Source organism: Streptomyces sp. adm13(2018), from assembly GCF_008042145.1.
In the GTDB taxonomy this organism is placed as follows: Bacteria; Actinomycetota; Actinomycetes; order Streptomycetales; family Streptomycetaceae; genus Streptomyces.
The window spans coordinates 1,286,734-1,301,391 of record NZ_RDBH01000141.1 but is presented as its reverse complement, the minus strand read 5'-3'; the positions used below and the strand labels follow the sequence as shown (position 1 = coordinate 1,301,391).

Annotated in this window: 14 protein-coding genes and 1 pseudogene; 5 read left to right on the top strand and 10 right to left on the bottom strand. The window is 69.4% G+C overall.

What is annotated here, in order from left to right; all coding sequences use genetic code 11:
• Together EAO70_RS33930 and EAO70_RS33925 are read right to left on the bottom strand one after the other, a co-directional pair.
• On the bottom strand, positions 1-878 hold an 878-nt coding region (locus tag EAO70_RS33930), incomplete at its 3' end, for a GTP-binding protein (protein ID WP_148006551.1).
• Between the two features lie 77 nt (positions 879-955).
• The gene (locus EAO70_RS33925; RefSeq protein WP_148006550.1) at positions 956-2,395 is read right to left on the bottom strand and encodes a DHA2 family efflux MFS transporter permease subunit; all 1,440 of its coding nucleotides are present in this window, start codon (positions 2,393-2,395) and stop codon (positions 956-958) included.
• A gap of 104 nt (positions 2,396-2,499) precedes the next feature.
• On the opposite strand from EAO70_RS33925, the gene EAO70_RS33920 reads away from it, so the two are divergent.
• Positions 2,500-2,991: an FBP domain-containing protein gene (locus tag EAO70_RS33920; RefSeq protein WP_148006549.1), complete on the top strand. Its 492-nt coding sequence runs from the start codon at positions 2,500-2,502 to the stop codon at positions 2,989-2,991.
• On the opposite strand, the gene EAO70_RS33915 is transcribed toward EAO70_RS33920, so the two are convergent.
• Both EAO70_RS33915 and EAO70_RS33910 read right to left on the bottom strand, forming a co-directional pair.
• Positions 2,988-3,449 (bottom strand): MarR family transcriptional regulator, encoded by a 462-nt coding sequence (locus EAO70_RS33915; protein WP_187284128.1) that lies wholly within the window; start codon positions 3,447-3,449, stop codon positions 2,988-2,990. The two genes, EAO70_RS33920 and EAO70_RS33915, sit on opposite strands and share 4 nt — an antisense overlap.
• Before the next feature lie 450 nt (positions 3,450-3,899).
• Positions 3,900-5,048 carry an acyl-CoA dehydrogenase family protein gene (locus EAO70_RS33910; protein ID WP_148006547.1) on the bottom strand — a complete coding sequence of 383 codons (1,149 nt, stop codon included), beginning with the start codon at positions 5,046-5,048 and terminating at the stop codon, positions 3,900-3,902.
• A gap of 149 nt (positions 5,049-5,197) precedes the next feature.
• Between EAO70_RS33910 and EAO70_RS38595 the strand changes: the two genes are divergently transcribed.
• Positions 5,198-5,833: a TetR/AcrR family transcriptional regulator gene (locus EAO70_RS38595; RefSeq protein ID WP_222723497.1), complete on the top strand. Its 636-nt coding sequence runs from the start codon at positions 5,198-5,200 to the stop codon at positions 5,831-5,833.
• A 64-nt stretch (positions 5,834-5,897) separates the two neighbouring features.
• On the opposite strand, the pseudogene EAO70_RS40520 reads toward EAO70_RS38595, so the two are convergent.
• The 3 genes and pseudogenes from EAO70_RS40520 to EAO70_RS33890 all read right to left on the bottom strand — a co-directional run.
• Positions 5,898-6,386: pseudogene (locus EAO70_RS40520) on the bottom strand (HAD family hydrolase); the annotation flags it as partial.
• Positions 6,387-6,593: 207 nt separating this feature from the next.
• On the bottom strand, positions 6,594-6,911 hold the full coding sequence (locus EAO70_RS33895) for a LysR family transcriptional regulator (RefSeq protein WP_148006545.1): 318 nt from the start codon (positions 6,909-6,911) through the stop codon (positions 6,594-6,596).
• Between the two features lie 34 nt (positions 6,912-6,945).
• Positions 6,946-7,944, bottom strand: a complete 999-nt coding sequence (locus tag EAO70_RS33890; RefSeq protein ID WP_148006544.1) for a ScbA/BarX family gamma-butyrolactone biosynthesis protein — start codon at positions 7,942-7,944, stop codon at positions 6,946-6,948.
• Between the two features lie 143 nt (positions 7,945-8,087).
• On the opposite strand from EAO70_RS33890, the gene EAO70_RS33885 reads away from it, so the two are divergent.
• On the top strand, positions 8,088-8,723 hold the full coding sequence (locus EAO70_RS33885) for a ScbR family autoregulator-binding transcription factor (RefSeq protein WP_148006543.1): 636 nt from the start codon (positions 8,088-8,090) through the stop codon (positions 8,721-8,723).
• Positions 8,724-8,785: 62 nt separating this feature from the next.
• On the opposite strand, the gene EAO70_RS33880 is transcribed toward EAO70_RS33885, so the two are convergent.
• From EAO70_RS33880 to EAO70_RS33870, 3 genes are all read right to left on the bottom strand, one after another.
• Positions 8,786-9,364, bottom strand: coding sequence for a TetR/AcrR family transcriptional regulator (locus EAO70_RS33880; protein ID WP_148006542.1), 579 nt, complete (start codon positions 9,362-9,364; stop codon positions 8,786-8,788).
• 180 nt (positions 9,365-9,544) lie between these two features.
• Positions 9,545-9,898: a PRC-barrel domain-containing protein gene (locus EAO70_RS33875; RefSeq protein WP_148006541.1), complete on the bottom strand. Its 354-nt coding sequence runs from the start codon at positions 9,896-9,898 to the stop codon at positions 9,545-9,547.
• A 374-nt stretch (positions 9,899-10,272) separates the two neighbouring features.
• Complete coding sequence (locus EAO70_RS33870) at positions 10,273-10,434, bottom strand: hydrophobic protein (protein WP_148006540.1); 162 nt, start codon at positions 10,432-10,434, stop codon at positions 10,273-10,275.
• 214 nt (positions 10,435-10,648) lie between these two features.
• Between EAO70_RS33870 and EAO70_RS33865 the strand changes: the two genes are divergently transcribed.
• Positions 10,649-10,822: a CsbD family protein gene (locus EAO70_RS33865; protein WP_148006539.1), complete on the top strand. Its 174-nt coding sequence runs from the start codon at positions 10,649-10,651 to the stop codon at positions 10,820-10,822.
• Positions 10,823-11,195: 373 nt separating this feature from the next.
• On the top strand, positions 11,196-14,633 hold the full coding sequence (locus tag EAO70_RS33860) for an RHS repeat-associated core domain-containing protein (RefSeq protein WP_148006538.1): 3,438 nt from the start codon (positions 11,196-11,198) through the stop codon (positions 14,631-14,633).
• Positions 14,634-14,658 lie beyond the last annotated feature (25 nt).

Genomic DNA, 14,658 nt, shown 5'->3' with positions numbered 1-14,658 from the left:
GGCAGGTAACGGACGACCGCGTCGAGCAGGGGCTGAACACCCTTGTTCTTGAACGCGGTACCGCAGAAGACGGGGGTGACCGTCTTCTCGCCGTTGCCCTTGCCGGAAGCGATGGTGATACGACGGACAGCCGCGTACAGCTGCTCCTCGGTGGGCTCGACGCCCTCCAGGAAGAGCTCCATGAGCTCCTCGTCGTTCTCCGCGACGGTCTCGACCAGCTTGGCGCGCCATTCCTCGGCGAGCTCGGTGTGCGAGGCCGGGATGTCGACGACGTCGTACATCTCGCCCTTGGTCGCCTCGGCGGACCAGACGAGCGCCTTCATACGGACGAGGTCGACGACGCCCTGGAAGTCCATCTCGGAACCGATGGGCAGCTGCATCACGATCGGGACGGCGCCGAGGCGGTCCACGATCATGTCGACGCAGCGGAGGAACTCGGCGCCCGTACGGTCGAGCTTGTTGACGAAGCAGATGCGCGGCACGCCGTAGCGGTCCGCCTGACGCCAGACGGTCTCGGACTGGGGCTCGACGCCGGCCACACCGTCGAACACGGTGACAGCACCGTCGAGGACCCGGAGGTTGCGCTCCACCTCGACGGTGAAGTCGACGTGACCCGGCGTGTCGATGATGTTGATCGTGTGATCGACATTCTCGAGCGGCCAGTGGCAGGTCGTCGCGGCAGACGTGATCGTGATGCCGCGCTCCTGCTCCTGCTCCATCCAGTCCATCGTGGCAGCGCCGTCGTGGACTTCACCGATCTTGTACGAGACACCGGTGTAGAACAGGATCCGCTCGGTGGTGGTCGTCTTGCCCGCGTCGATGTGAGCCATGATGCCGATGTTGCGCACCTTGGCAAGGTCAAGTGTGGTGACAGACATGAGAGTTCTTTCCTGTACGGCTGGGGGGAAGCCGGTGCGCCCGGGGCGGGTCGGCGCCCCAGGCGCACCAGGCCGGGTCACGCCTGCTGCTGTGACGTCCCCGGGGGGAGGAACAGCGCGGGGACGGCGGTGAGGCCCACGAAGAGCAGAGCCCACCAGAACACGGTGCCGAAGTCCGCCGCGGCGCCGCCGGCCACGTAGACGTAGTGCTGCAGGAGCAGCGCGATCGTCGCGGTGCCCACGGCGCCGCCGAGTTGCTGGGACACGGCGTTCGCCGTGGTCGCCGCGGGCACGCTGGCGGCCGGGAGCGAGTGGTACAGCGTCACCATGACGGGCGAGGAGGCCAGAGCGAGGCCGACGCCCTGCGCGAACAGGGCGACGAGCAGCAGGACGCTCACCTCTCCCGTGTCGGCCACCGCGAAGGTGGTCAGGCCGGCGGCAACCAGCAGGAGTCCGCAGAGCACGAGTGCGCGCGGGTTGCTCTTGGTGTCGATGACCCGGCCCACGAGCAGGACGGCGACCGCCGTGCCGAGCCCCTGGGCGACCATGATCGTTCCAGCGCCCAGCGGCCCCTTGCCTCCTGCCTGCTGGAAGAACAGCGGGACGAGGACGACGACACCGTAGAGGCCGAAGTTGTTCAGCAGCGAGATGGACGTGGACGCGGTGAACGCCCGGTCCCGGAAGAGTGAGAAGTCCACGACACCGGGAGCGAGGGAGCGGGCGGCCCGGATGCCGTGGGCGGCGAGCAGGGCCACGCCGATCACGGCGGGCAGAAGTACCTGCGCGCTCGTCCCCGCGGCGCCCTTGGCGAGGTTGCTGAAACCGAGGATGAGGGCGACGAGGCCGCCGCCCATGGTGAGCAGTCCGGCGACGTCGAGGCGACCGGGCGTCTGCCCCTTGGAGTTGGGGAGGTTGCGCGCCGACAGCACGACCACAGCGAGGACGATCGGCACGTTGAGGAAGAACGCCCACCGCCAGGAGAACTCCTGGATGAGGGTGCCTCCGAGCACGGGACCGAGTACCGGGGCGACGAGCAGCGGCAGGGCCATCATCGTCATCATGCGGCCCATCTGGGCCCGGCCCGCGACCTCGACGACGATGATGCGCATCAGCGGGAAGAGCATGCTCGCGCCGAGGCCCTGCACGACCCGGAACGCGATCAGGCTGCCCATCGACCAGGCGACGCCGCACAGGAGCGAGCCGAGCAGGAAGACGGAGAGCGAGGCGATCCAGGTGTGGGCCGCACCGAAGCGCTGCGCCGCCCATCCGGTGGCCGGGATCACCGACGACATCGCGAGCAGGTAGGCGGTGGACGCCCACTGGGCGTCCGCGAGTCCGACGTCGAAGTACTCGGTGAACGAGTGCATGGCCACGCCGACGATCGTGGTGTCAAGGAGGGCGACGAACGCGCCCAGGGCGAGGACGAGCGCCACGACGACGGGCGAACGTTCCGGCTGCGGAGCCGGCTCGGCCGGTGCCCCCTCCTCGGCGCTCGTGATGCTGATCTCCTCGGACATGGCTTTCGCCTCTCTCTGCGCGATGGATGCAAGGGAGCATGGGCTTCTACCTAGGAGCCCTTGGCACTTGCCTACTATACATAGGGACTGTTACGGTCAGGATCATGAAGGAACTGACCGACCCGGAAATCCGCGCCTCGTTCGTCAACTGCAGCAAGGGCGAGGCCTCCCGCCTCACGACGCCGCGGGATCTTCCCGAACTGCCCTGGGCGGACCTCGACTTCCTCGGCTGGCGCGACCCGGCCGCACCCCAGCGCAGCTACATCGTGGCCGAGCACGAAGGCCGCCTCGTGGGCCTCTCCTTCCGTCTGCCGTCGCCGCGGGGCGGCGTGCGCCACCAGTCCATGTGCTCGATCTGCCTGACGACGCACACGGCGAGCGGGGTGACACTGATGACCGCACGCCGGGCGCGCCAGAGCGGCCACGGCGACGACACGGTGGGCGAGTACATCTGCAGCGACCTCGCGTGCTCCCTGTACGTACGAGGGAAGAAGCGGGCTCAGCCCGGCGGCCGCATGAAGGAGTCGCTGACGGTGGACGAGAAGGTCGAGCGCCTGCGCGCCAAGTTCGCCGGCTTCCTCAACGCGCTTCTCTAGCGGCCGGGCGCCGCGTACGGGCCCTCGATCTCGCCTTGGGCGCGCGGCGCGTCGTCGAGCGCCAGGGCGAGGGCCTTGCGGTAGGCGGGGAGCGCCCTCTCGTAGACCGCCATGCCCCGCTGGGTGATCCGGCCGTGCACCGTGCGCCGGTCTCCGGGGCTCGGCATGCGCACCGCGAGATCGTCGCGGACCAGACGGTCCACGACGCGGGACACGGAGGAGGGACTGAGCCGTACCTCCTGGGCGAGCTCGGTTATCCGCAACTGCCCGTCGTGCAGGGCGAGCTGTTCGAGCGCGAGATACGTCGAGGGGGACAACCCCAGCCGGCTGAGTTCACGGGTCAGCGCCCGCTCGAAGCGACATCGCAGCTCCTCGGTGCGCTGCCACCAAGCCAGCTCCTGCGCGGACGCCTCGCGGGCGCCGGGGCCGCGGACCGCCTCGGCCGGCACGCGGTTCACCGGCCCGGCGGGCACCCTGGGTGCGAAGCCCGCGCCGCGCCGATCGACGCCGCCCGGGGCCGCGTAGGCCTCTCGGGAGGCGGGCTGGCACGACGAGCCGTCGCCTCGGTCGGCCGGGTGGGGTCGACGGCCGGCGGCGAGGACGGCAGACGGTCCGGGATACATGGTCACGGGAATCATCCATTCTCGGTCGATGCCGAGCAGGAGAAGCCTGCTCGCGGCCGGGCACCCGTCTCCCCTTCACTCCTCGGAGGCCACAAGGTGTCCCATGAGGAGAAAATCATTCCTTCGCAAAGGTTTCAAATTCCATCGGAGATCCCGATGGAGCCGCCGCGACCCCGCACCGCTCCCGGCCGGGGCCGCCGCCGAGGGCCCTCGCCCCCTTCCAGCCGGCTCTCGGCGGCGAGGTCCTGAATGCCCCCTGGTCCGGCCGGGTCGGCGGGCCCATGCCTACCTTCCCTCCGAGGCCACCGAACGCGCATAGGCGGCAGCCGCGGGGGCGAAACGGAGGGCTCCATGACCGGCCAACGCGTGCACGTCGCGCCAGAACCGCTGCAACGGCTCCGCCTCGGACTGGACCCGCGTCCCCCCGCTGCGGAAGAGCCGCTCCACCACGGCGACCAGCATCTCCACCGCCACGGCCGCGTCCCGCATGTTCCGGGCCACCGGCAGCCGGTCGAGCGGGGCGTGATCTGCGCGTTCGGCCGCGCCGCGCAACAGGAGGTGGGCGGCATCGATCTCGGCGGACGAGCGGGCCAGCACCTGCTGCGTGACGCCGTCGCCCGGAAGCCCTTCGCCGTCACCCGACGCCCCTCCGACCACCCTGCTCCAGGCGGCCAGCGCTCCGCGGGCCGCGCCGAGCGCGGGGGCGGCGAACATGAGCGAGGCCACCAGCGGGAACGGCACGCGGTGACAGCGCGCCGCGTCCTCCTCGGGACGGCCGGCGGCCAGCACGTCGCGGGACATGGTGCGGTGCCGGGGCACGAAGACGCCGGCGACGGTCACGGAGTTGCTGCCGGTCCCCCGCAGGCCGCTGTTGCGCCAGGTGTCCTCGACCAGGAAGTCGGCACGGGGCAGCGCGAGGACGCGCGGGCTCCGGTCGCCACCGCCGGGCTCGGGCGCGGCCAGGAGCATCCAGTCGGCGTGGTCGACGCCGCTCGCCAGGTTCCACCGCCCGGTCAGCCGGTAGCCGCCGCGCTCCTCGGTGAGTTCCCCGGCCGGCGGCACCACGGCCGCCGCGATCGGCACGTCCGGGCCGGAGCCCCAGATGTCGGCCTGCCCCCGCCGCGGCAGATGGGCGGCGAGTCTGCCGTGGGCCGCCTGGAGCGCTGCGCACCAGGCGGCCGAGGTACACCCCTCCCCCAGCAGAGCTACGGACTCGACGAGTTCGGCGAACGTTCCCGGCTCTCCGCCGAACTCCGCAGGGACGAAGTGGCGTGGGAATCCCGCCTCGGTCAGCGCTCCGGCCACGGCCGGGTGCAACCTTCGGGCGAGCTCGGACTCCGCGGCATGGTGCGCCCCGAGGACGGCCGCGGCCCGGACGGGGACCCCGTACGGAGACGAGGAGGGGTAGTGGGAGGGGTGCTCGAGGAGGGTCATCTTTTACTCTTTCTCTATGCGGGCATTACCCGTACCTGAAGAAGTGGCCTGACTTCACCGTCCGTGACCACTTGCGTCGGGAGGCGGGATCGTAAAAAATTCCGTCACGAAGGAATCTCTTGGAAGGACGTCCAGGTGGGGGCCACGCGATGGTGAAGCAGGACAGGGCACGACGTACCTACGCGCTGGTCCTCAACGCGGCGGCCGAGGAGTTCGCCGCCCAGGGATTCGCGGGAGCCAACCTGGAGACCATCGCCCGCCGTACCGGTCTCACCAAGGGGGCGCTCTACGGTCACTTCCCGTCAAAGGCCGCCCTGAGCGCCGAACTGACCAGGCGGTTCGAGCAGCGATGGCAGGAGGCGCTCGATGCGGCCGCCTACTCCGACTCGGCCCCGGTCCAGGTGCTCGACGCGCTGCTCACGAACCTCGCGGACCACGTCCGGAACGACGCGCTGTTCGGCGCCGGTCTGCGCCTGGTGATGGACAGGGCGTGGTCCGAGGGGCTGCGCGCCAAGCAGGTGCAGGAGCTCCAGGAACTCCTGCTGCGCCTGGTGGCCGTCGCACAGGAAGGCGGCATGGTCGACCGGTCCCACCGGCCCGAGGTACTCAGCCGGCTGTTGCTCGCCGTCCTCCTGGGACTGCGACACCTCAGCGCGGGCTCGCCGGAGGCCCAGGGCGACGACTCCCCGCAGATGTGGCGGATGCTGCTGCCACCAGTGCGCCGCGCCGCCCCCGCGGAACTCCCGGAAGGGTCGCCCACCCCTCACGCAGCGCAAGAGCGTTGAGTACGGGGTCCTCGCCCACCACCACGGGGCGACCCACCGCGCGGAGCAGGTCCGCGTCGCTGGAGTCGTCGCCGTACGCATGGCAGCCCGCCGGGTCCGCGCGGCGTTCCCCCATCGTCCGTCGCGCCAGCTCGGCCTTGCGCGGACCGATCGCCGGCGGACCGACCTCCCCGGTCAGCACTCCCTGGCGGACCACGGGGGCGGTGCAGAGCACCGTGTCGGCGTGCAGTACGTCGGCGACCGGCGCGAGGCAGGGAAGGAAGGATCCGGAGACCAGTGCGATGTGGTGGCCTGCGCGCCGGTGGGTCCGCAGGGCCTCGACTGCGGGCGGGTGAAAGAGATCCCCGCGGGCCTGCTCGGCCGCGAACCAGTCGCGGCCGGCCCGGTGCAGCTCCTCCTCGGGAGCGCCGCGGAAGTTCCGGTAGAAGGCCCGGTTGAGCTGGGCCCGGGACGCCCCGGCGGCCTGCCGGTCGAGGTGTTCGTCGCGCGCTCTCGCGAAGCGACTCGGGTCCTCGCCGGACCATTGCCAGTAGAAGGCGAGGAAGTCGGCCATGCTCTTCACGTTGATGAGCGTCTCGTCGACGTCGAAGAAGGCGACGATGGTGGAGGGGTCGTTCATGGTGTCCTTGCCGCCTCCGGCTCCGGGCGGCGGCAGTTCGTGACGGTGCGGCTGGTCGAGCCGGGGTGACCAGCCGAGGGGGACGGCCGGCGGGGACGGGCGACCGTCCGGGCGCGCCCGCACAAGGGGCCGACCGCCGGGTCAGACCGCATGAGCGCTCTTGACAGGGCAGCGCTGGTGCCCGAGCTCCCCCTGCCGAGCCGCGTACTTGACCTCGCGGCCCATCGTCTCGACCTCGTGGAGGAGTCGGTCCACCCGGCTCTGGAGCACCGATCCCGCGGGCGTCAGCTCGATGGGGCAGCGGCCCCGCCGCAGGAAGAGGACCACGCCGAGGGACGATTCCAGACTCTTGATCTGACCGGTGACCGTGGACTGGGCGCAGTGCAGGTTCCTGGCCGCCCGCGTGAAGCTCGCCTCCCGTGCCACTTCGCGAAAGACACGCAGCTGATGGATCTCCACGACGCTCCCCCTTCTGGCCGTGCGACGGTGGACGTCAGACGGCGGCGGCCGGCTGACAGGTGGGGCGAGGGCGGTACGTCGTCGTGGCCCGGGCGAGGACGACCTCCCCCTGGAACGCCGTCAGACGGACCGGCAGGTCGTCCGAACCCACGGACGGCGCGGGCTGCTCCTGGGCCAGGATCGTGACGGGCACGTCCAGTTCGCCGAAGGCGTCGAAGCGGACCTCGCAGCCCGTCATCAGGTGGGACCGGAGGTCTCCGGACCGGCGCAGCGTCTGGTGACCGGCCTGGCGGAACGCCTCGACGAGGGCCATCCCGGGGACATGGTCGCAGGCGTGCTCGAAGTAGCCGGGGTGCCCGGTGGCGAGATGCATGCCGTACCGACCCGCTCCCTCCCTGCTGAGCAGCACGTTCTCCGGTCGGACCTGCCCCACCTCGGTGGGCGACAACAGCGTCCCGGGCCGCGCCTGCCGGGGTCCGCCGACCGGGGTGGACACGCGGTAGCGCAGCGCGTCGTAGAGCTCGTCGCCGACCGCGAGAAGCCTCACCGAGGCACGTCCGCAGTACTGTCCGCCGGCGTGGACGGTCGTGGAGTAGCGCGCGCCGAAGCGCTCGGCGGCCAGGTCGCCCTCGGGCTCGAACCGCCCGTCGAGCACCACGTGCAGGGGCGTCGCCCCCACGCGCAGCGGGTGGGGGGCCTCGATGTCGAGCCGGAGGTCGCAGAAGATGAAGCGTCGGGTCAGGGGGACGTCGTGGAAGCGGTGTGCGGCGTAGACGGCCGCCTGGCGCACGGTCTCGACGAGGAGGACGGGGTCGCTGAATCCCGCGGCGTCCGGTTGGTACAGCGCCTGGCTGCGTGGCCACTGGGCGGCTATGAGGATGCGTTCGGTCTCTGCCGACCTGCACCCGTCCGTCAGGAACACCTCGGACACGGCGGCGCGGTGCACCAGGGCGCGCGACACCGTCTGATCGTAGGTAAGAGAGTGCCCCGACACGTCCGTGGCCCGGACGTCCTCGGTGAGACCGATCGCCATGTTTCCCCCTCAGCAGCCCCGGCGAATGGGACTATGATCGACTCGAGAAAATATACATTCCCGAAGGGATATTTCAAGGGTGGGAGCCACGGGCCCTCAGAGGCGCTCCCGTGGGGCTCACACGACGAGGGAGGCGGGCTTCGATGCACGCTACGAACAGCACCCCAGGCACGACCCAACCGGCCACCAGCCGGCCTAAACAGGAGCGTGCGCGACGCACCAAGGCGCAGATCCTGAACGCCGCGGCCGAGGTCTTCGCCGAACAGGGATACCCGACCGTCACCCTCCAGGACGTCGCGGACCGGGTCGGCATGACCAAGGGCGCGGTGTACTTCCACTACGCCAACAAGCACGTGCTCGCCATCGCCGTCGTCGAGGAGCACTACCAGCGCTGGCCCGAACTCGTGGAGCGGGTGCGCGCGACGAAGGAGAGCCCGCTCGACACGCTGCTCGCCGTGCTGGACAGCACCGCGGAGGCGTTCCGGGGGGACACCATGGTCCGGGCCGGCGCACGGCTGCAGATCGAGCGCTCCCTGATCGGAGCGAACCTGCCCAAGCCCTACGAGTGGTGGCGGGAGATGCTCGCCGCCCTGATCACGGAGGCCCGGGAGGCGGGAGAACTCGTCCCGGACACCGACCCGGAGGCCCTCGCCCGCGTCGTCGTGTCCGCGTTCTTCGGCGTGCAGCACATCTCCGACGTCCTGACGGAACGCGCCGACATGATGGAGCGCTACCTGGAGATGCGCGACGCCGTGTTCAAGGGTTTCATCGCCGACTGACTACGGGAACACAGCCCACCGGGCGGACGCGGACCGCCGCGGGCACCGGCACCACCGAGGCGTCAGGCCGCACCCTGCGCCCATTGCCGAAGCGCGGTGTGCACCGCCGCGACCACCCTGTGCCAGGAACCGTCGAGATCCCGGGGGTGCCCGAAACCTCCGGTCGCCTCGATGGTGATGAAGCCGTGGAAGGTGCTGCGCATGAACCGGACGGCATCAGTCAGGTCGGGCTCCTCGAGCCGATAGGCCCGGAGCACCGCGTACGTCAGTTCGATGTTGCGGACGAATCCCTTGGCGCCGGAGATCTCGTCGAGGTCCAGGCCGATCTGGGTCGCCGCGTACCGTCCGGGACAGCGCAGGGCGTAGGCGCGATACGCGTCAGCGAAGGCGGTGAGAGCGCCCTCCTCGGACCGGCCGGCGATGGCGGCCGCGAGTTCGTCGCTCATCTCCTCGGCGGCGAGCAGCGCCACCCGGGTCCGCACGTCCTGGAGGTTCTTGACGTGCGCGTACAGACTGGCGTCCTTGACCCCGAAGTCGCGGGCCAGCGCCGAGAGGGTGACGGCCTGGATGCCGACCTCGTCCGCCAGGTCGGCAGCGGCCTGCGTGATCTTCTCGACGGTGAGGCCCGCGCGCTTTCTCACATGCTTCCCTAGGGTCTCAAGTCTCCTACCTTGAATCCCTAGTCTAGCGCTTCGCCTCCGCAGGCCCCAACGCGCCCGTGGCACCCGCAGCCTGTCACACCCGCACCCACGCACCACGCCGGGGCGGGGCGGCAGCCGTGTGGCTGCCGCCCCGCCCCGGGTACGGTCGTTCGGCGCGTCTCAGAAACCGCGCGGGCCGCCGTAGTAGCCGCCGACCTGCTCGTGGTACTCGGCGTTGCCGAGGTGCTTGTCCTTGTCGAACTCCGGAGCGTCCTTGATCTGCTCCTTCGTGCGGTCCACGAAGATCTTCTTCTCCTCGGAGTCGACGCGGCTGACGGTGCCGGCCGGCAGCAGGACCTCCTTGCCGAAGATCCACGGGCCGGTGTCGACCACGATGTAGGCCGAGCCCACCTCGTCGGAGTGCTTGTCGACCTTGCCGATGCTGCCGTCGGTCGCCTCGACCTTGTAGCCGGTCAGGTCGCCGCCGGCCAGACGGCCGGAGGTCTCGCGGTAGCCCCACACGTTCTCAGTCATCTGGAAATCCTCTCCGGTAAACGGAAGAACAGCCGGGAAAGAAAGTCCTCGACCGATCTCTCCTACACGCTTCATGCCAACGGAATGAATTGCTTTCCTGCTTGAAATCCGACTGCCCCGCATCAACACGGCTACACATCCGATTTTTCCGCCGGGCCGGGACGGCCGCCGATCCTTGGAGGTGAGCAGGTTCCCTGCTGCGTCACGGCAGCCGCCCCGACGCCCCTCCTGGTACCCGCTTCATCCGATTTCATCCGTAAGGGGAAAACCAATCGATCCGCGGCCGGACATGACGGTGGCCTCCCACCCCGGTGAGGGGTGGGAGGCCACCGTCATCCTTCAGACCGCCCCCGGACCGCTCCGGGGCTGGTCGGCTACCAGCGGTACCAGCGGCCGCTGCCGCCCTTGGGCCGTGCGACGAAACCGATCAGCCACAGGACCAGCACCACGACGGCGACCCACCAAAGGGCCTGCAGTGCGAAACCCGCGCCGAACAGGATCAGGATGAGCAGAAGAACGAGAAGCAGGGGAACCATGATTATCAACCTCCGCAACGAAAGGTGCCCGGCATCCTTCCGGCCATGCGTGCAAAACTTATCTGTTTTTTATTCGAACAGGCGGGCATACGGTCCCGCTCGCCGGCGGGTCACAGCTCCTTCGAAGGTGGCTGCGGATTGTTCGTGTTTACGGTCGGAGATCGTGAGCAGGAGGTGGTCACGACCAATCCGGTACAACAACGAGGAGGTCCCGATGTCGGGCACCGAGAAGACCAAGGCGCAGGCGGAGCAGGCCAAGGGCAAGGTCAAGGAGACCGTCGGTCGCACCGTCGGCAACGAGCGGATGACCGCCGAAGGCCACGCCGACCAGGCCAAGGGCAACGCCCGCCAGGCGAAGGAAGACATCAAGGACAACCTCCGCCACTAGGCGCCCCGGCTCCGCGCGAAGCCGACTCCACTGGACCCCGCACCCCGTCTCTCGGGGGTCGGGGTCCGGTCGCGTCCGGGGGCTCCGCGGGGTGCGTCAACGGAAGGGCGCGGCCGCTCTGATCGCCGCCGCCGTAGGGGAAGGGTTTTCGGTCAGCCTGCCTCTCAGGAGAAGCGCCTGGCGACACGGCAAGTGTTGTCCTGCGACATGATTTGAGGCAGAAAGGCCGGTCGCATACTTGGCTTGTTCTCGCTCGTGTGTGCGATTGAATCGCGGGCAGTCACCGGCTGGTCGGGAAGCGGCTGTGGCAACGTGTGCGGCTCCAGTGGCTGATGGGGGCCACTGTGACATCTCTTCTCGTGGGGGGAAGTTCATGACTTCGCGTGCTTCCGGCACGCCTTCTCGGCGTGCCCGTATATCGGCAAGACACTCACTGACCGCGGCGATCGCGGTTCTCGCGCTGGGCGCCTCGGCGCTGCCGGCTCTCGCCGCCTCGCCTGCGGCCGGTCCGGGCCCCGGCTCGGTCTGGGGCAAGGAGGCGGCGCCTTTGGAGATCCCGCCGGTCAAGGTGGGATCGACCAGGCCCGTACCCGCCGAACCCGAAGCGGCGCCGTCGAAGGAAGAGGCGGCCTGGCGGGCAGCGCAGAAGGAACGCGCCCGCACGGGGGACATCCCCGCGGACAAGGGACGGGCCACGGCCGACCGCACGGCCGGCGAGACCGGAACCCTTGTGTGGGTGCCCACGGGACAGGGCTCGGTGCCCTGGCACCAGATCTCGGACTTCCGTATCACCGACTCCCTGGTCGCGCGGATCAACCTGTCCAACGGCAACCTCATGCTGGCCGCGACCGACTTCGAGGTCGCTGGAGTGGGACAGAAGCTGCGCCTGTCTCGTACGTACAACTCGCTGGAGGCGCCCTACGGGAAGGTTTCGAACCGCTGGTGGCAGGAGTACGAACGCTACCTGCATGTCTTCGCGAACTCGGTCGTCCTCTACGACGCGACGGGCGCCTCGGTCAGCTTCACGCAGAAGGCCGACGGCACCTTCACCACGCCCAAGGGGTACTCGCAGGACCTGGTGAGGAACGCCGACGGCACCTACACACTCACCAACCGCAAGTCGGGCGTGAAGGACACCTACGACGCCAACGGCACGCTGACGAAGGTCACCGACCGCAACAAGGGCACGATCACGGTCGACCAGCATGACGAGACCGCCGAGCACAAGGGCTTCAAGCTGACCGAGACGCGTTCGGGCCGCTGGGTCGACCTGCTCAAGACGTATCCCGACCAGTGGCAGGCCAAGGACCACACCGGCCGGACCGCCGTCTTCGATCTCGACGCCGGCGGCAACCTCTCGCGCACCACGGACACCGAAGGCAAGACCACCTCCTACGCCTTCGACGGCAACGGCAGGATCACCAAGATCACGACCCCGGAAGGGCGGGTCACGGTCTTCGGCTACGACGCCGAGAACCGGGTCACCTCCATGCTGCGGGCGACCCAGACCGGCAGCTCCGGACACACCGGCCCCACGTACACCTACGCCTACACGGGCACGTATCCCTCCGACGCGGGCACGACGACCGTCACCGACCCCGAGCAGAACGCCACGAAGTACGAGCACGACACGGAAGGCAAGGTCAGCAAGGTGACCGACGCGCTCGGTCGCTCCCGCTCGAAGACCTTCGACGCGAACAACAACGTGCAGACCGCGACGGACGCGATGGGCGTCGGCGGCGCCAGCGGCAATGTCACCACCTACGGCTGGGACACACGCAACAACCTCACCTCGGCGAAGCTGCCCACCGGAGCCACTGCCGGTGTGGCGGGCTACCAGACGCTCTCGGGCGCGGATCTGCCCGGCTCGATGACGACCGTCGACGGGGAGAAGACCGACTACACCTACGACACCGCCGGCAACACCAAGTCGGTCGCCGTGTCCGGTGCGGGCGGCGGGACACAGTCCTTCGACTACAACCCGGCCACCGCCACCTGCGGTGGGTTCGAGGGCCAGCGCTGCAAGGTCACGACGAAGATGTCGTCGACCAAGTCGGTCTCCACGTCCTTCACGTACGACGCGCAGGGCAACCTGACCAAGGTCACCCCGCCCGCCCCCCTCGGCGTGACGAGGTACACCTATGACGACCTGGGGCGGCCTGCCACCGCCAAGGACGCCCGCGGTGTCACGACTCTCTACACCTACGACCACCGCGACCGCATCACCAAGGTCGACACCTCCGGCTACGCCACCGTCACCTACTCCTACGACGGAGACGGAAACCTCACCCAGCGCTCGGACGGCACCGGCGTCACCGCCTACGCCTTCGACCCGCTGTCCCGCGAAACCGTACGCACCCTGCAGAACGGCTCGCAGACCCGCCTGACCTATACCCCGGCGGGCAACGTGGACACGTACGAGGACCCGGCGGGCGTCACCGACTACACCTGGAACCAGGTCAACAAGCTCACGCAGCTGAAGGACCCGACCGGCAAGGTCACCGCGTACACCTACAACAACAACGACGTCCGCACGAAGACGACGTACCCCGGCGGCACCGTCCAGGAGGTCACGCTCGACACCTCGAACCGGCCGGAGAAGATCCGGGCGACGTCCCCGAAGGGCACGCTGGTCGACCTCGCCTACACCTACGGCTACGACCACGACGCCAGCGCCACCACCCCCCTCAGGGACGGCGGCAAGATCCGCACCCGGACGGACGGGGTCGCGGGGATGAAGACGACCTACACCTACGACGACGCGGGCCGGTTCTCCTACGCCAAGGAGGAGAAGGGCACCACCCTCAACTCGTCCTGGCAGTACTGCTACGACCTGGCCGGTAACCTCACCTCCCAGGGCGTGGACCCCGGCTGCCCGCGCGGCACCACGTACACCGTCAACGACGCCCAGCAGATCACCGCCAAGGACGGCGTCGCGACGAACTGGTCGTACGACAAGGTCGGCAACGAGACCGCCGGAGCCTCCACCCCCGAGGGCACCCGCACCGGTGAGACCTGGTCCGACTACTCCCAGATGAAGTCGATCACCGTGGGCGGCAAGACGTACGCCGGACAGTACGGCTCGACGGACCAGAGCGAGCGGATCAAGCTCGGCGACACGTTCTTCCACAACGGGCCGCTCGGCCTGTCCGCGAAGAGCATCGGCGGCGTCGACATGGGATTCAATCGGGAACCCGGGGGCACCCTGAACTCCATGACCACAGGGGCCAAGTCGTACTACTACCTCACCGACGCACTCGGTTCGGTGGTCGCGCTCGCGGACGAGGCCGGCACGAAGGTCAACACCTACTCCTACAGCCCCCGCGGAGTCCGGCGCGCGGGAAGCTCGGAACAGGTCCCCCAGCCCTACCAGTTCGCCGGCGGCTACCACGACCCGACGGGCCTCTACCACTTCGCGGCCCGCTACTACGACCCCAACGTCGGCCGCTTCACCAGCACCGACCCCTCCGGCCAGGAGAAGAACCCCTACCTCTACGCCGAGGGCGACCCCGTCAACCGCATCGACCCGACCGGACTGGCGTTCTTCGACGCGGTCGGCAAGGGCTTCGACCTCTACGACATCGGCAGCATGGCCAAGGACGTGTCCGAGGGCAACTACAAGGACGCCCTGGCCACGGGAGCCGGCATGGCGGCGGGCGCCGCCGCCGAAGCCGCGTGCGGCGCGGTCGCCGTCGCGGTCAGCGCACCCACCGCGGGCGTGGGCGGACTCGCCGTCGGTGCCACCTGCTTCGGCATCGGATACGGGGCGGGCGAACTCGGCGAGAAGGCCGCGACCAGCGTCCTGAACTAGGCAGCGAAACCGGCGAACATCAGAT